Origin of the sequence: Actinomyces sp. 432, from assembly GCF_009930875.1 — a bacterium.
In the GTDB taxonomy this organism is placed as follows: Bacteria; Actinomycetota; Actinomycetes; order Actinomycetales; family Actinomycetaceae; genus Actinomyces.
The window spans coordinates 1,498,027-1,523,457 of record NZ_CP025249.1 but is presented as its reverse complement, the minus strand read 5'-3'; the positions used below and the strand labels follow the sequence as shown (position 1 = coordinate 1,523,457).

Here is a 25,431-nt window from a genome sequence, read left to right as displayed (position 1 = left end):
CGGGTTATCCACAGGTCGGCAATTGCCTCTGGCCGTGGCCGGGACAGCCGGGGACCATGGTGGTCATGGGAACCAGACAACACCGCGGCCGCCGCCGGCCGGAGCACCGGGGCGACGCCGCCCACGCGCTACCCCCTGAGCTCCTGGACGCCCTCACCGGCGCGGGACTCGCGGTCGGGGCACCCATGGGTTCTGACACGCCGGGGCGCCGCGCACCGCGCCGGGGCCTGGACGCCGACGGGCGCGACGTGGTCATACACCTGCTCGACCTGCCCGATGACGCCGGCGGTGCGCGCACACTGCGCCGTCTTAATGAGATGCGCACGCTGGTCCACCCCGGCATCGCTCCCGTGCGCGACGTCATCTTTCTTCCCGGAGACCGCGCAGCCGTCACGGTAGACCTGGTCACCGGCGCAGACCTTGCCGTGGTCCTCGGGGCGCGCGGCGGACTGACCCGCGCCGAGGCCGCCCGGGTCCTGGACGACGTCGGCAGTGCCCTGGCCCACTTGCACGCTCACGGTGTGGCGCACGGGGACGTCTCGCCGGCGAACATCATGGTCACCACCGAGGGCGGGCTGGTGCTGGTGGACCTGTTCGGCGGCGTGCTGGAAACTGGGACCGACGGCTGCGCGGCCCCTGAGCGACGCAGCGGCGGGCCGGCGACGCCAGCATCCGACGTATATGCCCTTGCAGCCCTGCTGCGGGAGTGCTCATCCGGCTCCGCTGCCCTGCAGACACGCTTGGCGCGGATCCTCGCCGACGCGCTGGACCCCGACCCGCAATCGCGTCCCAGCGCCCGTGCCCTGGCGGCTCGCGCCCACGAGATCGCCAGGCCAGGGCGCCTGGTCCTGCCCGATGGCGCCCGCCTGGCCGCGGGTGCCTTGCGCGCGGCGGCAGCCAGGCCCACCCGCGTCGTCGCCTCGCGGCGGCTGCGCCCGCGCCGCCGCAGTCGCGTTGCCGCAGTGGCGCGACTGGCTGGAGCCTGCCTCGTCGGGCTGTTGGGCGCTATTGCGGCGGCAGGGCTCTTAGGCGTGGGACCGGCCGCACACGTAGTACCGCCTTCTGACGTGCAGGCCAGCGCGTCCGCGCAGCCGGTGCAGTCGGAGCAGTCGGCGCAGACCGGGGATGAGTCCCTGACCGACGTGGTGGTAAACCTCACGGCACGGCGCGATGCTGCGTTGAATGCGGCCGATCCCGCAGCGCTGGCGGAGACGACTGTGCCCGGCTCGCCCGCTGCGGAGGCCGATACCGCAACGCTGGAGGCACTAGCGGCTGCGGGGGAGAGCGTCGCGGACCTGGACACCTCTGTGCTCAGCGTGGTGGAGGTAGAACTGCCTGCCGACTGCGCGCTCACCTGGGACGGTGCCAGGGCGGTGCAGATCCGCCAGTCCCAATCGCCGTCGACGCGGATGACCGCGGACGGCGCGGTGCGTACCGTGCCGGCGCAGGCGGCGCGCGCCGTGGTACTGGTACTCGTGCCCGGGCCGTGGCGGGTAGCCGAGGTGCGCGCTGCCTAGTGCACCAACGTCTATGCCCGCGTCCAGAAGCTGGGCACTCTAAAGGGCCGGCTGGCACGCGTGCCAGCGCGACAACCGCCAGCCACCGCGGTAGCCAATTGTCCAGGGGACGCGGGCACGGATTCGGCCGAGCTTCATCGAGAGCCGGCGACCGTCCTGGCGATGGCGCCCAAGGTGTTCACCATGCCTATGCGTGTCAGCCGCCGGATCGCCGGGTGCAGTAGGCGACCGGACAGGCGCCAGACCCGGTATGCGCGCGTGAAGGTCAGCTCGCAGCCGCCGGGTGCCGGTCGCAGGACAAAGCCGTCATAGGAGTGGGTCTGGCCGTCATACGGTCCGGTGAGGATGGTCTTCACCCAGCACACCGTGTCGGTGCCTAGTTCTAAGTGTCTCCAGCGCAAATTCAGTTGGCGGCGCCGGTTGCGCGAGCGGTGCTGACTGACTATCCCATCCGGATACCGTTCGCACACCTCTGCTGGCAATACGGCCCATCCGGTGAGCATCCCCGGATCGGCCAGCACCGCATGCACCTGCTCCGGTGGCGCAGAGATGAATCGGCTCAGGCGCAGGGCTGCGGACGGCGTCTCCGGCAACAGGTCGTGGTCGACTTTCGCGACGCCGGGAGTGCCACAGGTGACCTCCTCGTGCGTGTCCAGATCGGCGCGCAGCCGCTCAGTATTCACGTCGAGGTGAGCGAGTATGCGCATCGGCGCTCCGCCGTCCAGACCCAGAAGGCACTTCAGGGCGGACAGGGAAGTACTGAAATCATTGCGACGATCATGGGCGAACTGCTGAGCTTGTCCGGACAGGGGAATATCGCCACTGTCAGCCAGCCTCTGCGCCTCTTGGCCCGGTGACTGCAGCGAAGCCGGTATAGCGGCTGCGTCTATGCCGAGGGCAGCCAGGTCCGCCGCGGCAACTTCGTGCATGGCGCGTCGGGCGTTCGCCAGGGTGACTCCGTGTGCGCCGAGCAGCGCTGCCGCCTCACCGCCCTGGGCTAGCAGCCCCAGCAGCAGGTGGTCGATGTCGATCTCAGGGTGTTGTAAACGCCCGGCCTCATGGCGGGCGCAACTAATCCAGGACCACAGATGGGTAGGCCGCGGTTTCGTCATCGGTTGCTCCTCCTGATGGGTGCCAGCCCGGGTGCGACTCGCTTTGCGTACTTCTTGTGGACGGCCTGGCGGGTGACGCCGAGGTTGCTTGCGATTTCCGTCCAGCTCATGCCGGCGCGCAGAGCAGCCTCAACCTGTGCGAGCTCCAGAGTCTCGGTGAGCCTGCGCAAGGCGGCCACGGCGCGTAAACCCGTAACCGGCTTGGTCGTATCGGCTGCTGCCGCGGCCACTTGGTCGGGCGATGGTGTCATTGCTGAACCCATGTGAGCAACCTACGTTGACAGACGCCCGGTTGTCAATCAAAGTTGCTTAGCTTGTGCCTGCGGGTTCTCGCCCGTGTTGCATCTACGGTTCTGGGACGCAGGGGTGCCCAGCATTGCCGGGATCTTGTAGCAGCTGGGCAAGCTAGCGGCGTCGGCAGAACGTGTTCGGCGACTCGTGACGGCCCCAGCGCCCCGCTGGGGGCTGGAACCTCCTGGTGGTGGTCCGTGACCAACCCGGGTCATCGGCTCGTGCTGGGGCCGTGCGCGAGGAGCGCGCTGTGCCAGCCCCCGAACCGCTGACCCGCCCCTGTGCGTTCCACGACCTTGGGCCACGTTCCACGACCTTGGTGCGTGTTCCACGACCACCCCGGGGTCGTGGAACACGCACCAAGGTCGTGCAGTGCCGCCCAGGGTCGTGCAGGACCACCACCCACACAAGCGTCGCGCCGAGCAAGCCGGCCAGTAGGCCCCGACACGCCGCCCCAAGGCACCACGTTCACGCCGACAACCCTCGAATCACAGCGGTGGGGCCCGCACGCGCTGCGTGCGGGCCCCACCCTTGTCTCAGCAGGTGCCGACGTATGCGGCTGACGTGTTACAAGCCCAGCTCGCTGGAGAAGTCACCCTCTTCCAGGCGCTTCTTGACGGTCATGAGGTACCGGGAGGCATCCGCTCCGTCAACCAGGCGGTGGTCGTAGGACAGCGACAGGTAGCACACCGAGCGCACCGCGATCACCTCGTTGCCATCGCCGTCCTTGACCACGCGCGGCTGGCGGGTGATCGCGCCGAGTCCGAGGATGGCCACCTCGGGCAGGTTGATAATCGGGGTGTCGAACAGGGCGCCGCCGGAACCGGTGTTGGTCACCGTGAAGGTCGCGCCGGACAGCTCACCCGGATCGACCTTGTTGTCTCGCGTGCGGGCCGCCAGGTTATTGATGCGCTTGGCCAGGCCCGGGATGTTCAGGTCGCCGGCATTCTTCACCACCGGCACGTACAGGCCCCGGGGCGTGTCCACCGCGATGCCGATGTGCTCCACATCGTGGTAGGTCACCTGGTTGTCCCCGATCGTGGCATTGATCTTCGGGTGCGCCTTGAGCGCCTCCGTGGCGGCAGCCACGAAGAACGGCAGGTAGGTGAGCTTGGTGCCGTTGCGAGCCAGGAACTCGTCCTTCACCCGCGCGCGCAGGGCGGCAATCCGGGTCACATCCACTTCAACGACGGTGGTCAGCTGCGCGGAGGTCTGCAGCGAAGTCATCATGCGCTCGCCGATGATCCGACGCAGCCGGCTCATCTTCTCGGTGTGGCCGCGCAGCTCGCTGTCGGTTGCGGCCTGCGCACCGCGCGACTGCGTCGCGCCCGCCGGGGCGTCAGGGGCCACCGCCTCAGCGGGCGCCGCCGCTGCCTGCTGGGCGGCAGCCTCGGCCTCGGCCTTGGCTGCGGCCGCAGCCTCCACATCCTGCTTGCGGATGCGCCCGCCCACACCGGTACCGGTTACCTCGGCGAGGTCGACGCCACGCTCCCGGGCGAGCTTGCGCACAATCGGCGTGACGTACGCGGCCGACGGCGGCGCCGCAACGGGTTCCGCCGGCGCGGCGGCTGCCTGTGGAGAGGCAGCGGGCGCTGCGGGTGCCGCGGGTGCCGCAGGAGCCGAGGGCTCTGGGGCGGACTCCTGCGGCGCCGGCGCGGCTCCGCCGCCGACCTCGGCGGCCTCGCCCACAATCGCCAGCACAGTGCCGACCTCGACGGTCTCGTCCTCGGCAACGCGGATCTCGAGCAGGGTTCCGGCCACCGGGGAGGGGACCTCGGTGTCGACCTTGTCAGTGGCGACCTCAAGCAGCGGATCGCCGACCTCAACGGTGTCACCCACGGACTTCAGCCAGGAGGAAACAGTCCCCTCGGTGACCGACTCGCCCAGAGCGGGCATCTTTACTGGCTCGGACATGATGGAATCTCCGTCTCTTGTGATTGGTAGGTGTGATGACTGGTTTCAATAGCTGAGTGCATTGGCCGAGTGCTGCGACCGACTTCGGCGCCTCTGCAGGTTCGTGGCCGCGACAGCCTCAGCCGTGATTGTGCAGCGGTTTGCCGGCCAAAGCCATGGCAGCCTCGCCGATGGTCTCGTTCTGCGTGGGGTGTGCGTGCACCAGCGAAGCGACGTCGTTGGCGTCGGCCTCCCAGGACACAATCAGCTGCCCCTCGCCAACCTGCTCGCCCATACGCGCTCCAATGGCATGGAATCCAAGGATCGGCCCGTCCTTCAACGACACCAGCTTCACGAACCCCTGGGTGCCCAGGATCTGGGACTTGGCGTTCCCGGCGACGTTGAACTGACTGGTCACGATGTTCTGCGCGCCGTGCAGCTCGGCGGCCCGGGCCTCGGACAGCCCCACGGAGGCGATCTCGGGTTCGCAGAAGGTCACCTTGGGGACCTTGACATCGTCCACCGGTTCGGGATCCATGCCGGCGATCCGCTCGGCGACGGCGATGCCCTGGGCGAAGCCGCGATGCGCCAACTGCACGCCGGGCACGATGTCGCCCACGGCCCACACCCCGGAGACATTTGTACGGCCGTACGGGTCAGTGAGCACGAAGCCGCGGTCCATAGCGACCCCAACCTCCTCATATCCGAGATTCGCCGTTGCCGGACCGCGGCCGACGGCGATCAGCAGCACCTCGGCGTCGATTACAGCACCGTCGGCGGTGCGTACCTTGACGCCATCACCCGTGCGCTCGACGGACTCGAAGCGTGTGCCCACACGGAAGCCGATCTTCCGCTTGCGGAAGGCGCGCTCAAGCTGCTTGGAGATCGCCTCGTCCTCATTGGGAACCAGGTGCGGCAGCGCCTCGATGATGGTGACCTGCGCTCCCATGGACGCCCAGGCGGAGGCGAACTCCACGCCAATCACTCCGCCGCCCAGAATCACCGCGGAGGCGGGGACGTGGTCAAGCTCCAGAGCCTGCTCGGAGGTCATAACCGGCCCTGAGATCTCCTGGCCGATGGTCTTCGGGTAGGAGCCGGAGGCGAGAACCACGTTCCGCCCCCGGTAGCGCCTGCCCGCCACCTCCACGGCGTCGGCCGCCACCAGACGGCCCCAGCCGCTGACCAGGTCGATGCCGCGGGAGGAGACCAGGCCCTGCAATCCCTTGTACATACGAGTGACGACGCTGTTCTTGTACTCCTGGACGGCAGGCATGTCGACGCCCTCGAAGGCGGCCCGCACGCCTACGGCGGCCGCCCCGCGGATCGCATCGGCAGTCTCCGCCGAGTGCAGAAGTGCCTTGGTGGGCACGCAGCCGCGGTGCAGGCATGTGCCACCCACCTTGTCCGCCTCGATCAGCGCCACGCTCAGCCCCAGCTGGGCACCGCGCAGCGCCGCGGCATAGCCTCCTGAGCCGCCGCCCAGGACCACCATGTCATAGAGCCCGCCTTCAGCGGTATTAGTCCCGTCAACTGCACTGGCATCAGTCATGTGATTACTCCTTATGGGTGGCTAGTCCGTGGCGCGGCCCGCGGCACCGACGTGATTGGCGGCTGGCACAGGCGGCCGGCGGCGGGCGCCGTGTCGCAACCGGGGACCAGAGTCCCAGACAGCCTACGTCATCGCCAGACGCATCACATACCCGCCGAGGGCGTGTTTGCGGGCTCAGCGCTCGGCGGTACCCGGCTGAGCGGCGCGGTCCTCCAGGAAGGCCAGTAGCGTGGCTACGCCAAAGCCCGTCCCGCCCTGCGGAGTCAGTCCCCAGGCGGCCTTCTCGTTGTAGGCGGGACCGGCGATGTCCAGGTGCGCCCACGGAGTGTCGCCCACGAACTCGCGCAGGAACAGGCCCGCTACGAGCATGCCGGCGGCCCTGCTGCCCATCACCGCGTTGCGCAGATCGGCGAAGGGCGAGTCCAGGCCGGCCCGCAGGTACTCCGGCAGTGGCATGGGCCAGAAGTCCTCGCCGGCACGCGTGGCGGCGGCGATGACATCCTCCCGCGCGTCGCCCATCACGGCGGCGGTTCGGTCTCCGAGCGCCACGATCTGGGCGCCCGTGAGCGTGGCGACGTCCAGTACGACGTCGGGCCCCTGTGCGACCGCCGCCGCCAGGGCATCTGCCATTACCAGCCGCCCCTCCGCGTCGGTGTTGGTCACCTCCACCGTGCTGCCGTCGAACATGGTCACCACATCACTGGGCCGCTGCGCGGAGCCACCGGGGAGATTCTCCGCCAGGGCGAGCCAGGCGGTCACCCTCACCGGCAGGGCCAGGCGGGCTGCTGCCAAGGTGGCGGACAGCACCGCGGCCGCGCCGGCCATGTCCGACTTCATGCCGGGCATCGACGCCGGGGGCTTGAGCGAGAGACCACCGGAGTCGAACGTGATGCCCTTACCAACCACGGCCACGTGCGCCACCTTGCCGCGACGCGGCCGAGGGCTCCACTCCAGGCGGACCAGCCGGGGCGGGTGCACGGATCCCTGCCCCACCCCGGAGATGCCGCCGAATCCCTCCTTCAGCAGCCGCTTGTCGTCGTAGACCTCAAGGTCCAGTCGGCCCTGACGCCCGCCGACCGCATCGGCGGCCCGGCGGGCATGATCGGCAAAGGCGGCCGGGGTGAGCCGGGCGGGCGGATCGTTGACCAGGTCCCGGGCTTCTGCAACGGCCTCGGCCAGGATGCGTGCCCGGTTGAGCACCGGTGCGGAGGAGTCCTCCGGGCTGCGCCGCAGCAGTGAGCGCGGGGCGGGAGCCAGTGGCGTCAACACCGTGACGCGGGCCAGGGGAGCGGTTGAAGCCGGAACACGGCGCGACCACGCGTAAGCCCCCTCCAAGGCGCCCTCGGCGACGGCGGCCAGCCGCTCAGCGGTATCCGCGGGCAGGGCGAAGACGGCATGTCCCGTGCCGGCCAGCTCGCGCGCGGCGCGCCCCGCGGCCCGGCGCAACGCGGCACTGTCGGATGCATCACCGGTGCCGACTACCAGCAGAGTCGGGGCGAGGTCGCTCCGGTCGCCGTCCAGCGCCGCCGCGGGTATCCGGACAACCGTGTCGATGGCGGCGGTGAAGCCCAGGGGCCCTAGTAATTCCGGCAGTCCACGCAACTGTGGTGTCTGCTCCGCACCGGTGCCCGCGGTGAGCAGCACCGGGGCGTCGGCGTCAGCGCGGGCGGCCAGGACCAGGACGTCGCCGCCCGCCGCAGTGGGCAGCAGGCTGGAAGTCATAATCTCAGTCATGCGGGAATGGTAACGTCACAGGGCCGGACCACCGCCAGGGCGTCGTCCGGTTTCCTCGGTCCGAGTCACGGGCCCGCAGTTCAACACGAGGTTAGTTACTGCATGGATGAGTCTTCCCAGCCGCGGGCTCTGAATGATACGCGCCGTCCTGCGCATGGTTGGGGGCGCGCACTCGTCGGTGTCTTCGCGGTATTCGGTCTGGTGATCCTGGTTCCCGCGTTCATCACGCTTGCCCGGGCGGGTGCGGGCAGTCGACTGCCCGCCGCGCTCAGTGTGCTCGCCGGCATGGGCTACCTGCTCCTGTCAGTGGCCGTGGCCCACAACGGTCGCCGCATGCGCCGCGTGGGCTGGGCCTGCCTGCTGCTGGAGGCGCTGGGGCTGCTGGTGGTGAACCTCGCCGGCTTCGCTGGCACCGTCTGGTCGCAATGGGGTACGGCGCTGTGGTACCTGCCGGTGCTGTTGCCGCTGGTGGGCGGGTTACAGCTCTGGCTGGCCGACCCGCGCCGTATCGTGACCAACGCCGAGCGCATCACGGATATCTCCGACACCATTCAAAACAGCGTTCACCGCGATCGCTCCTAGACGGATCAACGAACCGGCGGCCCGGCTGCGCTGCCGCCCGGGCCGCCGGCGTCCCGGGCGGCTTCCCCTGTAGCCGCCCGGGCGGCGTCAGTGCTTGAGGTTGTCGACGCTGATGGCCAGGCGCTCGGTGGCCGGCGAGTCCAGTCCCCACACCTGGGCGTAGAAGCTCAGCTCGTCCTGAAGCGCCCGGTGCGCATTCGCGGCCAGGTTGAAGCCGTGACCCTCGCCCGGGAACACATCCAGTGCCACCGGCAGGCCCTTGGCCTTCACAGCCTCGTACATGCTGGTGGCCTGCTCCGCCGGGATGATCGGATCCGCGCTGCCCTGCAGAAGCAGGAGCGGGGCGTGAATGGCGTCGGTGTGGCTGAGCGGCGAGCGCTCGGCGTAAACCGGATCATGCAGGTCCTCGGCGCCCACCAGGCGCTGGATGTAGTGCGACTCGAACTTGTGGGTCGTACGGGCCAGCTGCGCGAGGTCGGCGACGCCGTACAGGGAGGTGCCGGCACTGAACACCTCGGAGCGGACCAGCGCCGCTAGCGCCGTGAACCCGCCGGCGGAAGCGCCGCGCACCGCGATACGGGCAGGGTCGATCTTGCCGGAGGCGGCCAGGAACTCCGCTCCGGAGACGACGTCATCGACGTCGTAGACCCCCCACTTGCCGTTCAGCAGGCGGCGGTAGTCCGAGCCGTAGCCGGTTGAGCCCCGGTAGTTCACGGCGAGGTAGGCGAAGCCGCGGCTGGTCCAGAACTGGATGCGCAGGTCGTAGCCGGCCCGGTCCATCGCCGTGGGGCCGCCGTGTACGCCCACGATCAGGGGCGGTAGCTCATCCTCAGGGCCCACGTAGGCGGCCGATGCCGGCGGGTAGAAGAAGCCGTGCGCGGTAGCGCCGTCGGTGGTGGGCCAGGACACGGGCTCGGCGAAGGAGATACCGGCGTCATAGGCGTTGAAGTCACCCGAGCCGCGCAGTATCTCGACTTCCTGGCCGCGCACCTCGACGATGCTGGGCAGCTCGGTCTCACTGCCCGCGAGCATGACCACGCGCCCGGCGGAGGAGGCGACGTTCCCCAGTGGCTGCCAGCCGACGTTCCACTCCTCCAGCTCACCGTTCGAGAGCTTGACGGTGCCCAGGTGCCACACGCCGTCGCGCGCCCACGAGGCGATCAGGTGCTCGCCGTCAAGCACGTCGAAGTGGTGCGGGCCCAGGACCCAGGCCGGAGACGTGAAGGTCGCGTCGACCGGGTGCAGGGGGCGGGTGCGCAAGGACTCGGTCCAGCCCTCGCGGTTGGTGCCGCGACGCGGGAAGCCCTCGGTGCGGTACAGGTTCCAGAAGCCCGATGCATTGGAAACGTGCACGAGCTCGCACTCCTCGGTCCAGCGCGGCTCGGACACCGAGTAGCCGGTGCCGCCGTCCACTACGGCCTGGGAGCCGATGGTGCCGTCGGGGCGCAAGTCGCCGACGTGCAGCGTGGCGTTGTCCCACGGCATGCCGGGGTGGTTCCAGGTGATCCAGGCCAGGTGCTCGCCGTCGGGAGACAGGGTTGGGGAAACCACGAAGTCCGTGCCTGAGACCACCGTGGTCACGGCTGAGTCGTCGCGCGCTCCCGAGCCGTCCAGGGGGATCGCCACCAGTGAGTTGACCGGCTCCCCCTCGCCCCGGTGGTCCTCGCGTACGGCGTAGACCAGGCCGCGCGCCGTGTCGATCTCCAGGTCGCCGTGGCGGACGTCGCCGTAGATGGTCAGCGGCACCAGGCCGCGCAGGCGGTGGGCGACGTCATAGCGATACAGCCGCCCGTCACCGGCGTGGGAGACGACGATGATGCCGGAGTCTACGGCGTAGGCACGGCCACCGTACTCGTGTACCCGCGTGCGGGCGTCCACCAGCTCGTCGGACGGGGTCAGTGGCAGCACCTCGCCGATCTGCCCGTCTCCGTCACGACGCAGCAGTACCTGGCGCCCGGCCTGTGAGGCGCGCTGCTCCACCCAGTAGGTGTCCCCGCCGTCCACACGCACCTGTGACAGGGATAGGGTGCGGGTGGTGATGGTGCCGGGGGTGATCGGCGAGGGCCAGGTCCCGTAAGGCGCTGTCGTGCTCATCGTTCCTCCTGAGGGCGGTGCGGCTGCCGCCACCCGCCCGGGCTGCGGGCGGGAGATACGGTCAGGAGCCAACATTACGTGGTCCGCGGGCCCTGCGGGCGAGTCCTTGCGGGTCGTGGCGCCGGGGCCGGGCGGATGTGCATATGCTGAGAGGCATTGCCGACGGCGCGCCCGGACGCCGTGTCAGACCGGAGTTCACCACCAGGAGGAGCTGCGTCGATGAGTGAAGACACTGCCACGTCCGGTGCGCAGGAGCGCGGCGCACAACAGCTGGTGAGCCTCCCCGCGACGCCCCTGCTGTCCGGTATTCGACGGCCCGGTGACCTGCGGCGCCTGAACAGCGAGCAGATGGAGGAGCTGGCCGAGGAGATCCGCCGCTACCTCGTGGCCACGGTGGCGCGCACCGGCGGCCACCTGGGGCCGAACCTCGGGGTCGTCGAGCTGACCCTCGCGCTGCACCGCGTATTCCGCTCCCCACGCGACACCATCGTCTTTGACACGGGCCACCAGGCCTACGTGCACAAGCTGCTCACCGGTCGCCAGGACTTCAGCCGCCTGCGTGAGCGCGGCGGCGTTTCCGGGTACCCCTCCCGGGGCGAGTCCATCCATGATGTCGTGGAGAACTCGCACGCCTCCACCGCCCTGTCCTGGGCGGACGGCATCGCCCGCGCCAATCGCCTCCAGGGCCGCGATAAGCGGCACATCGTGGCGGTTATCGGCGATGGTGCACTGACGGGCGGTATGGCCTGGGAGGCGCTGAACAACATCGCCGACTCCGCGGACAAGCACCTGGTGATCGTGGTCAACGACAATGGCCGGTCCTATGCCCCGACGATCGGCGGGCTCGCCCACCACCTCGACGCCCTGCGCACCAACCCCGGCTACGAGCGCATGCTCGCCGGGGTGAAGCACACCCTGCTGTCCCAGGGCGCGCCGGGGCGGGCCGCCTTCGAGGCGCTGCACGGGCTCAAGCGCGGCCTGAAGGACATCCTGGTGCCCTCGGCGTTCTTCGAGGACCTGGGCATCAAGTACACCGGCCCGGTCGACGGGCATGACGAGACCGCCCTGGAGTTCGCCTTCACCCGCGCCCGCGAGTACGCGGAGCCGGTGATCGTGCATGTGATTACCCAGAAGGGTCGCGGCTACACCCCTGCGGAGGAGGACGCGGCAGACCGGTTCCACGCAGTCGGGCGCATTCACCCGGAGACGGGGCTGCCGGTGGTTCTCTCCAGGTTCGGGTGGACCGCCGTCGTAGCCCAGGAGCTGCTGCAGCTGGCGCGCGCCGACAAGCGGATCGTGGGGATCACCGCGGCCATGCAGCAGCCGGTGGGCCTGCAGCCAATGGCGGACGCGCTGCCGGAGCGCGTCATCGACGTCGGTATCGCCGAGCAGCATGCACTAACCAGCGCCGCCGGCATGGCCTTCGCGGGCATGCACCCGGTGGTAGCGCTGTACGCGACCTTCCTGAACCGGGCCTTCGACCAGGTGCTCTTGGACGTGGGACTGCACCGGGCCGGCGTAACGGTACTGCTGGATCGGGCCGGTATCACCGGCACTGACGGGGCCAGTCACAATGGCATGTGGGATATGGCGCTGCTGGCGCATGTGCCGGGGCTGCACCTGGCGGCCCCACGTGACGAGGACACGCTGCGGCAGGCCGTGCGCGACGCGGTCGGGGTGGACGACGCCCCCACGGTGGTGCGCTATCCGAAGGGCTCATTGCCCGCTCCGCTGCCGGCCGTGCGCACCGTGGGGGAGGACGACGGGCCCTTCGGCGCCGTGGACGTCCTGCTCGACACGGCGGGGGAGCGGCCGGTGCTGCTGGTCGGAGTCGGGGCCATGGCGGGCAGCGTGCTTGACGCCGGGCGGAGCCTGGCCGCAGAGGGGCTGGCCGTGCGCGTGGTGTGTCCGCGGTGGCCCGTGCCGGTGCCGGCTGCGCTGGTGGCGCTGGCACGCGCCGCGGGCGGCACGCTCGTGGTGGAGGACGGCCTGGTTGAGGGAGGCGTGGGCTCACAGCTGCGGGACGCAGTTGAGGATGCGGCGCTCGCCGAGGGCGCCGGGCGCGTGCCGCGGGTGGCCCGGCTCGGGGTGCCGCGGCGCTTCCTGCCGACGGCGGAGCGCGGCGAGCTGCTTGCCGAGTTCGGCATGGACCCGGTTGGTATCTGCGCCGCCGCGCGGAAGCTGCTCCGCGCCTAGGACGCCAGTCCCACGCCTGCCGGACTTGAATTGGTCGCGCGCGGCTGTGAGCCCGGTCTTGGCCTGGCGCCGCGATCTGGCGCTGTGCCCGTCGCACAAGCCTGATGCCCCGCGCAGTCACGCCGACTCCGCCGCGCCCCGCTAGGCGTGGCGGAGGCCTGAAGAGGTGCGGGCACGCACACCCCGCAACGAAGTCGGGGACTTAAGTCCTAACTCGGTGGTCGCTGGTGTTTGCCTGTGAGTGATCCCACCGGGCCGCATTGGGGCGACCTAACACAAGCCGGGACGTCTGGCCTAGGCTGGTGTCGACGGCGCAACGATGTACCGCCGCGCCTCACAAGGGCGCAAGCAATCGGGTGGCCCGGGCCACCCACCCTATAGGAGGGCACGGATGACCACCGAGGTCACAGCATCCGCTACGGCGGAGGAGACCACCAGCCGCGACGCGTGGGAGGGCTTCGCCACGGGACCGTGGGCCGAGGACATCGACGTTCGCGACTTCATCCAGCGCAACTACACGCCCTACACGGGCGACGCATCGTTCCTCGCCGGCGCCACGGACAAGACCCTGCGCCTGTGGGACACCCTGGAGAAGAACTACCTGTCCGAGGAGCGCAAGGTGCGCATCCTCGACGTCGACACCCACACCCCGTCGGACATCGACGCGTTCCCTGCCGGATACATCAGTGAGGACGACGACGTCATCGTCGGCCTGCAGACCGACTCCCCGCTCAAGCGCGCCATGATGCCCAACGGCGGCTGGCGCATGGTCGAGCAGGCGATCAAGGAGGCCGGCAAGGAGGTCGACCCCGAGGTCAAGAAGATCTTCACCCGCTACCGCAAGACGCACAATGACGCCGTCTTCGACATCTACACCCCACGTATCCGGGCCGCACGCTCCAGCCACATCATCACCGGCCTGCCCGACGCCTACGGCCGCGGCCGCATCATCGGCGACTACCGCAGGGTGGCGCTGTACGGCGTCGACCGCCTCATCGAGCTCAAGCAGAAGGCCAAGGACGCCGTGGCGGACAAGCCCTTCTCAGAGCACTGGGCGCGTTACCGCGAGGAGCACTCCGAGCAGATCAAGGCCCTGAAGAAGCTCAAGAACATGGCCGCCTCCTACGGCTTTGACATCTCCGGCCCCGCCAAGGACGCACACGAGGCCGTCCAGTGGACCTACTTCGCCTACCTGGCCTCGGTGAAGTCCCAGGACGGCGCGGCGATGAGCATCGGCCGCCTGTCGGCCTTCCTGGACATCTACTTCGAGCGCGACCTGAAGAACGGCGTGATCGACGAGTCCCGCGCCCAGGAGCTCATCGACAACATGGTCATGAAGCTGCGCATCACCCGCTTCCTGCGCACCACCGACTACGACCAGATCTTCTCCGGCGACCCCTACTGGGCCACCTGGTCGGACGCCGGCTTCGGTGAGGACGGCCGCCCGCTGGTCACCAAGACCTCCTTCCGGCTGCTGCAGACCCTGCGTAACCTCGGTCCCGCCCCCGAGCCGAACATCACCATCTTCTGGAACGAGGACCTGCCCCAGGGGTACAAGGACTTCTGTGCGCTGATCTCCATCACGACCTCCGCCATCCAGTACGAGGCCGACGAGCAGATCCGCGAGCACTGGGGCGACGACGCCGCCATCGCCTGCTGCGTGTCCCCGATGCGGGTGGGCAAGCAGATGCAGTTCTTCGGCGCTCGCGTCAACGCCGCCAAGGCGCTGCTGTATGCCATCAACGGTGGCCGTGACGAGATGACCGGCAAGCAGGTCGTCACCGGCCTGCCCGGTGTTGAGGGCGACGCCCCGCTGGACTTCGACGAGGTCTGGGACAAGTACGAGAAGATGCTCGACTGGGTGGTCGGCACCTACGTCGAGGCGCTGAACATCATCCACTACTGCCACGACCGCTACGCCTACGAGTCCATCGAGATGGCGCTGCACGACTCCGAGATTGTGCGCACCATGGGCTGCGGCATCGCGGGACTGTCCATCGTCGCGGACTCCCTGAGCGCCATCAAGTACGCCAAGGTCACCCCGGTACGCGACGAAACCGGTCTGGTGGTTGACTACGTCACCGAGGGCGATTTCCCGATCTACGGCAACGACGACGACCGCGCGGACGAGATCGCGGCCACCGTGGTACACACCATCATGTCCAAGATCAAGGAGCAGCCCTTCTACCGGGACGCGATCCCGACCCAGTCCGTGCTTACCATCACCTCGAACGTCGTCTACGGCAAGGCGACCGGTTCCTTCCCCTCCGGCCACAAGAAGGGCACGCCCTTCTCCCCGGGCGCCAACCCGGAGAACGGCATGGACACCCACGGCATGGTGGCCTCCATGCTCAGCGTCGGCAAGCTGGACTACAACGACGCCCTTGACGGCATCTCCCTGACCAACACGATCACGCCCCAGGGCCTGGGCCGCACGCTCGACGAGCGCGTGGCCAACCTGGTGGGCATCCTCGACGCCGGCTTCGTTCCCGACGAGGGCGCCGAGGTCTGATTCCGCCGCCCAGGTGGTCGCGAGGCACCAGACCATTCGAATACAAACACCTCACCTCACTCAGAAAGGGGCCTGCTATGGCCACGTACGAAGAGCGCCTGGAGTCCATGAAGGCTCAGCGCGACGACAACGGCGGCGTCAAGGGGCTGTACCACGCGAACATCAACGTGCTGGACCGCTCCACCCTCGAGGACGCCATGGAGCACCCGGAGAACTACCCCAACCTGACGGTTCGTGTCTCCGGCTACGCTGTCAACTTCGTCAAGCTGACGCGGGAGCAGCAGCTTGACGTGCTCAACCGCACCTTCCACGCCGGCGCCTGAACCGCCACCGGTGAGGGACTCAGATGACTGAGACCATCACCCCGAAGCGGACGGGCGGCCGGGACCAGGACTTCCTGGCCCCGGCCGCCCGTCTGCGTGGGGCTGGGATCGGCGCGCTCGAGGAGCTCAGCGACCTGGAAAGGTCGGAGCGGCTCGCGCGCATGCGTGATGGCACCCTGGGGTCACTTCACTCCTGGGAGCTGGTCACCGCCGTCGACGGGCCGGGCACCCGGATGACCATCTTCCTCAACGGATGCCCCTGCGCTGCCTGTACTGCCACAACCCGGACACGTTCCTGATGCGTGACGGAGAGCCTGTGGACGTGGAGGAGATCCTGCGGCGCATCCGGCGCTACCGGAACGTCTTCAAGGCAACCGGTGGCGGCATCACCCTCTCCGGCGGGGAAGTGCTCATGCAGCCGGCCTTCGCCGGACGCATCCTCGCCGGCGCGAAGGCCATGGGTATCCACACCTGCATCGACACCTCCGGTTACCTCGGCCAGCACGCCTCTGACGAGATGCTGGACAACATCGACCTGGTCCTACTGGACGTGAAAAGCGGGGACGAGGACACCTACAAGAAGGTCACCGGCCGCGAACTCGCCCCGACCATCGACTTCGGTGACCGGCTGGCCGCCAAGGGCGTCGAGACCTGGGTGCGCTTCGTGCTGGTTCCGGGGCTGACCGACGACCCGCAGAACGTGGAGAACGTCGCCCGCATTGTGGAGCGCTGGCGGCCGGTAGTCTCCCGCGTGGAGGTGCTGCCCTTCCACCAGATGGGTACTGACAAGTGGGACGCCCTGAAGCTGGAGTACAAGCTGCGTGACACCCGCCCGCCGGAGCCGGCGCAGGTGGAGTCCACTCGCGAGATCTTCCGGGCGCACGGCTTCACCGTGCACTGAGCACGTACTTCCGCACCGTGCGGGCGGTGCTGTGCCCCAGGGGTGACCAGAGCCGCCCGCCCCGGTGCGGCCGCTCCACCCGGCGGGCTGGTGAGGGGCGCAGGCGCGCAAGCGGCTGAGCCTGCCCGAGCCGTTATGACAGAGCTATGACAGTGCTGCGGCCAGCGGGGCCGCGGCCTGGTCCACCTGCCAGGGACGTGCCCCCAGCACTTGCAGCCGGGTGGAGATCGCGGCCGGCGAGGCGTCTGCCTGCTCCCCGGCGGCGCGCGCCTCGCCGAGCTCCCACGCCAGGCGCCGCTGCACGTCGGTGCCCAGCAGGAGCTCGTGTGGCAGGCGCAACTGCTCGGCGCGGGTGCGCACGGCACTGCGTACCAGCTCCAACGCCTCGGCGGACTCCGGATGGTGCCGACCCCAGGAGCGCGGCTGGGGCAGCTCTCCGGGCGCGAGCGGCGTGTGCAAGGGGGAAGCTCATCCTCGGGTAGCGCCATTGCGCGCTCCACCGCACTCCACCAAAGCTCCTGGTGGTCGCGTACCGATCGGGAGGAGAACTCCCGCAGCGAGGCCAGGCGGCGGCGAGACGAGGGCTGGGCCACGGCAGCCGCCACCAGGGCGCGGTGCGGGAGCACCTTGGAAGGGGTCACGTCCAGCTCCCGGGCGAGCTCCTCGCGTGCCGTCCACAATTCGCGCAGTACCGCCAGCGAGCGCGGACTGCGAACCGCGCGTCCGGACCTGGGGGTGCGCCGCCAAGGATCGGTCCGGGCCGGGCGCAGCGGGTGGGTGCGTTCATGCTCGAACTCCTGCGCGGCCCACTGCGCCTTGCCCGCCGCATCAAGCTCGTGCGCGAGCGCATCACGCAGCGGCAGGAGCAGTTCGACGTCGAGTGCGGCGTAGACCAGCCACGACTCCGGGAGCGGCCGAGTCGACCAGTCGGCCGCGGCGTGATCCTTGGCCAGTCGCAGTCCCAGCGTCTCCTCGAGCACGGCCCCCAGGCCCACGTGCTGGCGGCCTAGCATGCGCGCGGCCAGCTCGGTGTCAAACAGGGAACGCGCATGTAGTCCCAGTGCGGTCAGGCAGGGGAGGTCTTGGTCGGCGGCATGCAGCACCCATTCCGGACCGTCCAGCGCCTCGGCCAGGGCGGAGAGGTCGCCCGCACCCAGCGGATCCACCAGCACGGTTCCAGTGCCCTCGCGGCGCAGCTGCACCAGATAGGCATCCTGCCCGTAACGGAATCCGGAGGCGCGCTCGGCGTCGACGGCTATTGGCCCGGTTCCGGCAGCCAGGGCGGCGGCTGCGCGAGCGAGCGCATCGGGGGTGTCCGTAATCGGGGGCAGTCCCTCCGCGGGCCGCGGGTAGGCGATCACGGCCTCTGGCGGTACCGGGGCATCCGTCGTGCCCGGGACGACGGCGGGCCGCGGTTGCGCTCGTCCCGTCACCTCGAGGCTCCCGCGAGGCTCAGTGGCACCGCCGTCTCCGGCTCGTGCCCGGCGCTTAAGTGAATCAACTCGTACCAGGCGAGCAGGTGCGCGGACAGATCAGGGGTGGACGGCGTCCAGGAGGCTCTGATCTCGACCTGCGCACTCGCGTCCGTCAGCTCCAACCCGCCGAATGTGTCCGAAAGCACCCGTGTGACCGTGCCCACCAGTGCCCGTCTGCCCGCGCCGGCGTGATCCAGTGCGTCGGTCAGCCAGGACCAGGCTGCCGCACCGAGCAGCGGGTCGGTGCCGATCTCGTCGTCGATGCGTGAGCTCACCATCACCACCAGGCGGAAATCGCCGTCCCAGGCCGCCTGCGTACCGGGATCATGCAGCACCACGAAGCGCCCGGAGGCGGCCGGCGTACCCGCTGCGGTCTGCACCGTCTGTGCGGTGAGCGCGGCGGCATAGGGGGCCAATCGTGCGGGCGCGGGAACTTCTTCTAGGACCAGCCCGCGTGGCCGGGGCGTCTCCCGCAGTGACTCCAGCGCGGAGCGGAAGCGCTCCGGCATCGTGGAAGCGGCGGCGTCATGTGCCTGCACGCGGTGAATGTCTGCCACTGCTTCAGGCTACCGGCGCTGCTGCATGCCTAGTGTTGCCACGCCGCGCCGGTCGGCCGACACGTTTCACGACCGCAACGGTCCCGCAGCCTGTGCTACTGGTCTATCGTGAGACCGGCCGGCGGGCACAGCTCGCGGCGGCGCCACTACTAGCCAAGCAAACAGGACAGGAACGCACTCCATGACCTTGCCCGAGAACGCCACCCCGCTCGCATCCCGCGGCTCCATGCGGCGCATCGACTGGGAGACATTCCGCCGCATCGCCGAGGAGGCCGGCACCACGCTGCCCATTGAGCAGACAGCTGCATGGGACGCATTCGACGCCGCGATGGACGGGCGTGAACCGTGGGGGCGGCTGGTCTATGAGACGGCCGCCGGCCAGCCGCGGGCCCTGATCTCGCTGACCCGGATGAATGTGCGTGGCTTCCCCTACCTGTGGGCCAGGCACGCTCCGGTATGGCTCGGCCAGGAGCCCAGCGCCGCCGAGGAGACAGAGCTGCGTGAACTGCTGACCGAGGGGGTTCGCTTTCACGATCCCGCGGTCGTATTCGTACGCCTGCACTGCACCCATCCGGCGCCCGGCCTGCACGAGCTGCTGCAGACGATGGCCTACGACCACACCGTGATCCTTGATCTTGACCGCCCCGACGACGACGCCTTCCTGGCCTCCTTCAAGCCGCGGGGACGTCGCGACGTGCGCAAGGCACTGCGCAACACGGAGCTGACCTATCACGATGAGACCGACCGCGCCGAGGAGGTATTCGCGGAGCTCTACCAGATCCTCCTGGAGACGGGGGACAGGGACGGGTTCCACGCGGCGCCCGAGGAGACCTACCGCACCATGCTGCGCACGCTCGGCCCGGACCACTGCCGGCTTTACGTGGCCCGCCGCAATGGCGGCCAGGCGCTGGCCTGGAGTATCGACACGGTGTGGGGCGACGGCGCCGGACGCTACTATGCGGCTTCAACCGCGGAGGGGCGTCGAGGCCGTGCCGCTGATGCGCTGCTCTACAAGGAGGGGTGCTGGCTGCGCGAGCGTGGCGTGCGCACCTGGGACCTGATGGGCGCCGGGTCCGAGCGCACCCCCGAGCTCAACGGCGTCGGTTCCTTCAAGGGCAAGTTCACCGCCGAGGGCACCGTCGCCATCCCCGGCCCCTGGGACGTGCCGGTGCGGCCGCGCGTCTACGTCGGCCTGGTGCGTGCACTGGAGCTCAAGCACCGCGCGGAGACGGGCGTCGCCTCCCTGCGTGAGCGGCTGGGGTCCCTGCGCTCGGAGCGGGACGACCATGCGGATGGCGATCCCGAGGCCGAGGCCTCCGCGCGTCAGTAGCCAGCGCGCCGGTAGAAGGCGGTCGCCGGTCCTCGGCCCGGCGCTGTGCCCGGGCTGTATCCCCGGGCACAGCGCCGACTGGATGCTTATGCGTCGGCGCGTGGGCGGGCGAGGACTGCCACCGGCTCGTCCCCGACCACCTCACCCAGCAGCCTGGTGCCCCCGGTAACCTCGGCCCCGGTGAGCACGTCGGTCCACTTGCCCTGAGGCAGCACGATTGTGTGGTTGCCCCAGCCGCCCAGCCGCTCCAGGCGACGGCCTAGGCGCCGCACCACCACTACGACGTCAGCCTCCTCGTCCAGCAGGCGGGCGTAGGCGAAGGCGCAGGCCGTGGTAGTAGGCAGTGCCCGGTAGCCGGAGCGGCTCCCGACGAAGGTGTCGGGCCTATCCGCGCGTAGGCGGCACAGTTGGGAAGTCAGCCGCAGCTTGGCGTCATCCAGTGACATCGCCGCATCTGTCGGAGCTTGTGAGACACGCTCCAGCGCGGTCTGCAAGCCGGCCGCGCCCGCGTAGGCGACCGGGCGGCGGTTATCGGGATCCACCAAGGATGTGCGGGTGACCTCACTGCCCTGGTAGACGTCGGCCACTCCCAGCCACGTCAGTGTCATCGCCTTGTTCGCCAGGATCGTGTCGCGTACGGCGCGGGCGGTCAGCGCGGCGAACTCATTGAGCTCCTCCGCCACGTCTGCGCGGGCCAGTAGGGCGGCCGCGTAGTGCGCCAGCTGATCCTCGCGCACGGTGTCCGGCGCCGTCCAGGTGGTCCAAGACTTCTGCTCGCGCGCGGCCTTGATCAGGTATGCGCCTAGGCGCTCACCGGTCATCGGGTCGGCCGATCCGGGGGCCCAGGTACCCCAGAGTGTCTGCCACAGCAGGTTCTCGGTGACGCCGTCCATGTCGGCGGGGCGTATGCCCGCGGTCAGGTCACGCAGCCGGTGGACAAGCTCCACCCACTCGCTGCTGTAAGAGGCGAGCACGTCGATACGGGCGCGCACGTCCTCGCTCCGCTTGGTGTCGTGGGTGGTGGAGGTGACCATGGTGGCGGGCCAGTCATGCTGGACGCGCTGGGCCCACGCATGCGCCTCATCGGCGGGCAGCGCGAAGCCTGCCGGGTCACCGCCCACCTCGGTCAGGCTGGTCAGGTGCGTCCACCGGTAAAAGGTGGTGTCCTCGACCCCCTTGGCGGTTACCGCGCCGCACACCTGTTGGAAGCGGGTGATGATCTCCGCCCGCTCGGGCGTGTCCGAGGGCTCGCCGGCGCCGACCTGCTCGCCCAGCAGGATCGCCACCACCAGGTCGAGCGTGGGGTACTGGTCGGTGTCCAGGGTTGCGCGTGCCCGCTCGGCGGTCTCCCGCAGCACCGCGGCCTGCTCCGGGTCGGCCTGCCGTCCCGGAAGCACGTAGGCCCGGTAGCGGTCCGCGGCCACCAGGAGCTCCACCACGCAGGCGCGCAGATCGCGGAAGGTGTGGTCGGACAGGTACAGGTCCCGGGAGGTGAACGCGTGCAGCAGGTCCACGAGCCGGTTCACTTCCGAGGCCAGGGAGCCGGCGATGATCTCCCGCTTGGCGTCACCGGAGACACGGGCGTAGTCGAGCGGCACGTTCCCGGTCAGCTCCCGCATGAGGGCGCCGAGGGTGCGGACTCCGGCGGGATCGACCTGCATCTGGTCGATACGCCAGGCGGCGTCGTAGCCGGTGGTGCCCGCGGTCCGCCAGGACTGCGGCAGGAACTCGTCTGGGGCGAGGATCTTCTCCGCGGCGATCCAGGCGCCGGCGGTGGCCCGCGACAACCGCTCCAGGTAGCCCTCGGGGTCTGCCAGGCCGTCGGGGTGGTCCACCCGCAGCGCGTCGATGGTGCCGTTCTGCAGCAGGTCAAGGATCAGGGCGTGGGAGCCGGCGAATACCTCCGGATCCTCCACCCGCACCGCCGCCAGGGTGACGATGTCGAAGAAGCGGCGGTAATTGAGCTCTTCATCGCCCACCCGCCAGTAGGCGAGCCGGTAGTGCTGACGGCCAAGCAGCTCCGGCAGCGGCAAGTCATGCGTGCCCGGGGCCAGCGGGAAGACCTGGTCGTAGTAGCGCAGCACCCACTGCTCGCCCCGCTCCGGCTCGGTGGGAACGGCCAGGCGCTCGACGGTCAGCTCGCCGTCGGCAAGGACCTGCCCGATGCGCTGGCCGAGCACGGGCATCAGCAGCTTGTCGCCGGCAGGCGCGTCGAACCAGGCCGCGTAGGGGGAGTCGGTGCCGTCTCGCAGCACCGACCACAGGGGCGGGTTGTGCCAGGCCGGAGTCGGCACCGACATGTGGTTGGGGACGATGTCGATGACGATGCCCATACCTGCAGCGTGAGCCTCCCGGGCCAGCTCCTCCAGGCCCTCACGCCCTCCCATCACGGCGCTGATATGGGTGTGGTCGACGACGTCGTAGCCGTGGGTGGATCCCGGGCTGGCGGCCAGCACGGGGGAGAGGTACAGGTCGGTCACCCCGAGCTGACGCAGGTACGGCAGCAGGGCGCGGGCGTCCGCGAATGTAAGAGACTCACCCAGCTGCAGCCGGTAAGTCGTCACCGGCGTGCGCCGTTCGGGTGCGGGCAGGTGCGGGTTGGAGCCGGGCGCGGTCATTCGGGTTCTCCTTCAGACGGTGCTGGGTGGGCGTGCGGAGCACGCGGCGGTGCGGGCGCCTGCGGCTGCTGGTCGGACTCCTCGGCGTCTGCCAAGCCCCGCGTGCCCTCACCGGTTGGCTCTGGAGCGGCGTCGGGCGTGTCACTCGGCTTGGCCGCGGCGTCGGGCAGCGTCCGCTCGCGCTGGCGCCGGTCCGGGGCGGGGACCGGCTCGGGCTCAGGCACCGAAATGAGGAACAGCATGGAGTGCGCCTCCACTGTCACCTCCTGCTCGGCCCGCCACTCCTCGCCGGAGCCCGTCGCCACCTGCTCGGGGCGGGGAGCCGTGCTCGGGGCGGTGTCTAGCACCGTGCGCCAGCGGGGGGAGTGGTCAGCTCCGGGCAGGGTGAACACGATGTCCTCCGCAGAGGCGTTGAACAGTGCCAGGAAGGAGTCGTCGCGAATACGCTGCCCGCGCTCGTCGGGCTCGTGGATGGCGTCGCCGTTGAGGAAGACGGTGATCGCCCGGGCGTACCAGGTATCCCAGTCCTCGTCGGTCATGCGCGCGCCCGAGGGGCTGAGCCACTCGATCTCACCGAGCTCCGACTCCCCTCCATGGCCGGCCTCGCCGGTGAAGAATCGGCGCCGCCGCAGCACCGGATGCTCGCGGCGCAGGCGGATCATGCTACGAGTGAACTCAAGCAGGTCCTCCTGCTCCTCGGTCAGGTCCCAGTTGACCCAGGTGATCTCATTGTCCTGGCAGTAGCCGTTGTTGTTCCCGCCCTGGGTACGGCCCATCTCATCGCCGTGGCAGAGCATGGGCACGCCCTGGCTGAACATCATTGTGGCGATGAAATTGCGCACCTGCCGTCCCCGCAGCGCCAGCACCTCCGGATCGTCGGTGGGGCCCTCCGCGCCGCAGTTCCAGGAGCGGTTATCAGATGCGCCGTCGGCGCCGCCCTCACCGTTGGCCTCATTGTGCTTCTGGTTGTAGGACACCAGGTCGTGCAGGGTGAAGCCATCGTGGGCAGTGACGAAGTTGATACTGGATACGGGAGTCCGGCCGGAACGTTCATACAGGTCCGAGGAGCCTGTGATTCTGGCGGCGAACTCCCCCAGGGTGGAGGGCTCCCCCCGCCAGAAGTCGCGTACCGTGTCCCGGTACTTGCCGTTCCACTCACTCCACAAAGCGGGGAACTCCCCGACGTTGTAACCGCCCTCGCCGACGTCCCACGGCTCCGCAATCAGCTTCACCTGAGACAGGATCGGGTCCTGGTGGATGATGTCGAAGAAGGCCGAGAGCTTGTCCACCTCGTGGAACTGCCGGGCCAGGGTCGAGGCCAGGTCAAACCGGAAGCCGTCCACATGCATCTCGGTTACCCAGTAGCGCAGTGAGTCCATAATCAGCTGCAGCACGGCGGGGGAGCGCATGAGCAGGGAGTTGCCGGTGCCCGTGGTGTCGAAGTAGTGCGCCTGGTCGCCGTCCACCAGCCGGTAGTAGGCGGCGTTGTCGATACCCCGGAAGGACAGCGTGGGGCCCATGTGGTTGCCCTCGGCGGTGTGGTTGTAGACCACGTCCAGGAGCACTTCGATATCGGCCTCGTGGAAGGCCTTTACCATCGTCTTGAACTCCTGCACCTGCTGGCCGTCGGAGCCGTGAGCGGCGTAGGCATTGTGCGGTGCGAAGTAGCCGATGGTGTTGTAGCCCCAGTAGTTGGACAGTCCCTTGTCCTGCAGGAAGGTGTCGTTGACGAACTGGTGCACGGGCATCAGCTCGATCGCCGTGACGCCCAGGTTCTTGAGGTGCTCGATTACCGCCGGCTCGGCCAGGCCGGCGTATGTGCCGCGCAAGTGCTCCGGAATGCGCTCATTGAGCTTGGTCATGCCCTTGACATGGGCCTCGTAGATAATCGTGTTGTGGTACTGGTGGCCGGGCGGGCGGTCGTGCCCCCAGTCGAAGTAGGGGGACACCACCACCGAACGCATGGTTACAGGCGCGGAGTCTTCCTCATTGCGCGCGGAGTGATCGTTGAAGTCGTATGAGTAAAGCGCCTGCGAACCCGTGACCTCGCCGGAGATCGCCTTCGCATAGGGGTCCAGAAGGAGCTTGGAGGGGTCGCAGCGGTGCCCGTGCGCCGGGTCATAGGGGCCGTGCACCCGGTACCCGTAGTGCTGCCCGGGTTGCACGGAGGGCAAGTAGGCGTGCCACACGTCCGCGTCCTCCTCGGTCAGGGGGATGCGGGTCTCGCGGCCGGCGTCGTCGAACAGGCACAGCTCCACGGCCTGCGCCGCGGAGGAGTACAGGGCAAAGTTGGTGCCCGAGCCGTCGTAGTTGGCACCCAGCGGGTAGGGGCGTCCCGGCCAGACCGCCCGCTCGGGCAGGGCCTGCTCCGCAGGCGGCTCCTCGGGCAGAGCCTCCGCCGGCTCCTCCGGCAGTTCCTTAGGTAGAGCCTCCACCGGATCCCCGGGCGGTTCCTCCGGCGGTGCCTGCCTGCGTGGCTCCGTTCGTGGCGCCGTCGCAAATCGGGCGGCGGGCGCTGGCGCCGGCTGTTCCTGTGGCCCGTCGGTGCGCCGCTCATCGGGTTGCGTGGAACGCTCCGGCAAGTCGGCGGAGGTTGTCTCGGGACTGTGCATGGGCTCAACTGTGCCACGGATTGGCGTCCTAGTACGGGAACCGTGCGCACGACTTGGATTCGGAGCTGCGCTCGCAGGAGCGTGCTGGGCGATGCGTGCGCGCGCACTACTCAGGCCCTGGGAGGGGTGCCGTGA

The 25,431-nt window shown here is 69.3% G+C and carries 15 protein-coding genes and 2 pseudogenes; 7 read left to right on the top strand and 10 right to left on the bottom strand.

The window, feature by feature from the left end:
* Positions 1 to 65 precede the first annotated feature (65 nt).
* Positions 66 to 1,517 carry a serine/threonine-protein kinase gene (locus tag CWT12_RS06215; protein ID WP_237564342.1) on the top strand — a complete coding sequence of 484 codons (1,452 nt, stop codon included), beginning with the start codon at positions 66 to 68 and terminating at the stop codon, positions 1,515 to 1,517.
* Positions 1,518 to 1,651: 134 nt separating this feature from the next.
* On the opposite strand, the gene CWT12_RS06210 is transcribed toward CWT12_RS06215, so the two are convergent.
* From CWT12_RS06210 to CWT12_RS06190, 5 genes are all read right to left on the bottom strand, one after another.
* Positions 1,652 to 2,629, bottom strand: a complete 978-nt coding sequence (locus tag CWT12_RS06210; protein ID WP_161924115.1) for an SRPBCC family protein — start codon at positions 2,627 to 2,629, stop codon at positions 1,652 to 1,654.
* On the bottom strand, positions 2,626 to 2,880 hold the full coding sequence (locus CWT12_RS06205) for a hypothetical protein (RefSeq protein WP_161924114.1): 255 nt from the start codon (positions 2,878 to 2,880) through the stop codon (positions 2,626 to 2,628). Before CWT12_RS06205 ends, CWT12_RS06210 begins: the two co-directional genes overlap by 4 nt.
* Before the next feature lie 607 nt (positions 2,881 to 3,487).
* Entirely contained in the window at positions 3,488 to 4,834 is a 1,347-nt protein-coding gene (gene sucB, locus CWT12_RS06200; protein WP_161924113.1) for a 2-oxoglutarate dehydrogenase, E2 component, dihydrolipoamide succinyltransferase, read from the bottom strand.
* A 118-nt stretch (positions 4,835 to 4,952) separates the two neighbouring features.
* Complete coding sequence (lpdA, locus tag CWT12_RS06195; protein WP_161924112.1) at positions 4,953 to 6,362, bottom strand: dihydrolipoyl dehydrogenase; 1,410 nt, start codon at positions 6,360 to 6,362, stop codon at positions 4,953 to 4,955.
* A 174-nt stretch (positions 6,363 to 6,536) separates the two neighbouring features.
* Entirely contained in the window at positions 6,537 to 8,096 is a 1,560-nt protein-coding gene (locus CWT12_RS06190) for a leucyl aminopeptidase (protein WP_237564341.1), read from the bottom strand.
* Positions 8,097 to 8,198: 102 nt separating this feature from the next.
* Here CWT12_RS06190 and CWT12_RS06185 point away from each other — a divergent pair, with 102 nt between their 5' ends.
* Entirely contained in the window at positions 8,199 to 8,678 is a 480-nt protein-coding gene (locus tag CWT12_RS06185) for a hypothetical protein (protein WP_161924111.1), read from the top strand.
* An 87-nt stretch (positions 8,679 to 8,765) separates the two neighbouring features.
* Here CWT12_RS06185 and CWT12_RS06180 read toward each other — a convergent pair whose 3' ends face one another.
* Complete coding sequence (locus CWT12_RS06180; RefSeq protein ID WP_161924110.1) at positions 8,766 to 10,772, bottom strand: alpha/beta hydrolase family protein; 2,007 nt, start codon at positions 10,770 to 10,772, stop codon at positions 8,766 to 8,768.
* 219 nt (positions 10,773 to 10,991) lie between these two features.
* Between CWT12_RS06180 and dxs the strand changes: the two genes are divergently transcribed.
* The 4 genes and pseudogenes from dxs to pflA all read left to right on the top strand — a co-directional run bounded on the left by dxs (position 10,992) and on the right by pflA (position 16,704).
* Positions 10,992 to 12,968, top strand: coding sequence for a 1-deoxy-D-xylulose-5-phosphate synthase (dxs, locus tag CWT12_RS06175; protein ID WP_161924109.1), 1,977 nt, complete (start codon positions 10,992 to 10,994; stop codon positions 12,966 to 12,968).
* Positions 12,969 to 13,359: 391 nt separating this feature from the next.
* Positions 13,360 to 15,480, top strand: a complete 2,121-nt coding sequence (locus CWT12_RS06170; RefSeq protein ID WP_161924108.1) for a pyruvate formate lyase family protein — start codon at positions 13,360 to 13,362, stop codon at positions 15,478 to 15,480.
* 77 nt (positions 15,481 to 15,557) lie between these two features.
* Entirely contained in the window at positions 15,558 to 15,803 is a 246-nt protein-coding gene (gene grcA2 / locus CWT12_RS06165; protein ID WP_136194409.1) for an autonomous glycyl radical cofactor GrcA2, read from the top strand.
* 23 nt (positions 15,804 to 15,826) lie between these two features.
* Positions 15,827 to 16,704 (top strand): annotated as a pseudogene (pflA, locus tag CWT12_RS06160) (pyruvate formate-lyase-activating protein).
* 144 nt (positions 16,705 to 16,848) lie between these two features.
* On the opposite strand, the pseudogene CWT12_RS06155 reads toward pflA, so the two are convergent.
* Both CWT12_RS06155 and CWT12_RS06150 read right to left on the bottom strand, forming a co-directional pair.
* A pseudogene (locus CWT12_RS06155) lies at positions 16,849 to 18,137 on the bottom strand (HRDC domain-containing protein).
* On the bottom strand, positions 18,134 to 18,688 hold the full coding sequence (locus tag CWT12_RS06150) for a DUF3000 domain-containing protein (RefSeq protein WP_161925335.1): 555 nt from the start codon (positions 18,686 to 18,688) through the stop codon (positions 18,134 to 18,136). Before CWT12_RS06150 ends, CWT12_RS06155 begins: the two are co-directional and overlap by 4 nt.
* Positions 18,689 to 18,917: 229 nt before the next feature.
* Between CWT12_RS06150 and CWT12_RS06145 the strand changes: the two genes are divergently transcribed.
* The gene (locus tag CWT12_RS06145; protein ID WP_161924107.1) at positions 18,918 to 20,066 is read left to right on the top strand and encodes a lipid II:glycine glycyltransferase FemX; all 1,149 of its coding nucleotides are present in this window, start codon (positions 18,918 to 18,920) and stop codon (positions 20,064 to 20,066) included.
* An 86-nt stretch (positions 20,067 to 20,152) separates the two neighbouring features.
* Here CWT12_RS06145 and treY read toward each other — a convergent pair whose 3' ends face one another.
* Both treY and glgX read right to left on the bottom strand, forming a co-directional pair.
* A complete protein-coding gene (treY, locus tag CWT12_RS06140; protein WP_161924106.1) occupies positions 20,153 to 22,684 on the bottom strand; it encodes a malto-oligosyltrehalose synthase in 2,532 nt (843 codons plus the stop codon).
* The gene (gene glgX, locus CWT12_RS06135) at positions 22,681 to 25,074 is read right to left on the bottom strand and encodes a glycogen debranching protein GlgX (RefSeq protein ID WP_161925334.1); all 2,394 of its coding nucleotides are present in this window, start codon (positions 25,072 to 25,074) and stop codon (positions 22,681 to 22,683) included. Before glgX ends, treY begins: the two co-directional genes overlap by 4 nt.
* Positions 25,075 to 25,431: the final 357 nt, after the last annotated feature.

Excerpts from the sequence above, each read along its gene's own strand:
- CWT12_RS06215 (WP_237564342.1), top strand. The coding sequence starts at position 66 with ATGGGAACCAGACAACACCGCGGCCGCCGCCGGCCGGAGCACCGGGGC.
- CWT12_RS06210 (WP_161924115.1), bottom strand. The coding sequence starts at position 2,629 with ATGACGAAACCGCGGCCTACCCATCTGTGGTCCTGGATTAGTTGCGCC.
- CWT12_RS06205 (WP_161924114.1), bottom strand. The coding sequence starts at position 2,880 with ATGACACCATCGCCCGACCAAGTGGCCGCGGCAGCAGCCGATACGACC.
- sucB (WP_161924113.1), bottom strand. The coding sequence starts at position 4,834 with ATGTCCGAGCCAGTAAAGATGCCCGCTCTGGGCGAGTCGGTCACCGAG.
- lpdA (WP_161924112.1), bottom strand. The coding sequence starts at position 6,362 with ATGACTGATGCCAGTGCAGTTGACGGGACTAATACCGCTGAAGGCGGG.
- CWT12_RS06190 (WP_237564341.1), bottom strand. The coding sequence starts at position 8,096 with ATGACTGAGATTATGACTTCCAGCCTGCTGCCCACTGCGGCGGGCGGC.
- CWT12_RS06185 (WP_161924111.1), top strand. The coding sequence starts at position 8,199 with ATGGATGAGTCTTCCCAGCCGCGGGCTCTGAATGATACGCGCCGTCCT.
- CWT12_RS06180 (WP_161924110.1), bottom strand. The coding sequence starts at position 10,772 with ATGAGCACGACAGCGCCTTACGGGACCTGGCCCTCGCCGATCACCCCC.
- dxs (WP_161924109.1), top strand. The coding sequence starts at position 10,992 with ATGAGTGAAGACACTGCCACGTCCGGTGCGCAGGAGCGCGGCGCACAA.
- CWT12_RS06170 (WP_161924108.1), top strand. The coding sequence starts at position 13,360 with ATGACCACCGAGGTCACAGCATCCGCTACGGCGGAGGAGACCACCAGC.
- grcA2 (WP_136194409.1), top strand. The coding sequence starts at position 15,558 with ATGGCCACGTACGAAGAGCGCCTGGAGTCCATGAAGGCTCAGCGCGAC.
- CWT12_RS06150 (WP_161925335.1), bottom strand. The coding sequence starts at position 18,688 with ATGCCGGAGCGCTTCCGCTCCGCGCTGGAGTCACTGCGGGAGACGCCC.
- CWT12_RS06145 (WP_161924107.1), top strand. The coding sequence starts at position 18,918 with ATGACCTTGCCCGAGAACGCCACCCCGCTCGCATCCCGCGGCTCCATG.
- treY (WP_161924106.1), bottom strand. The coding sequence starts at position 22,684 with ATGACCGCGCCCGGCTCCAACCCGCACCTGCCCGCACCCGAACGGCGC.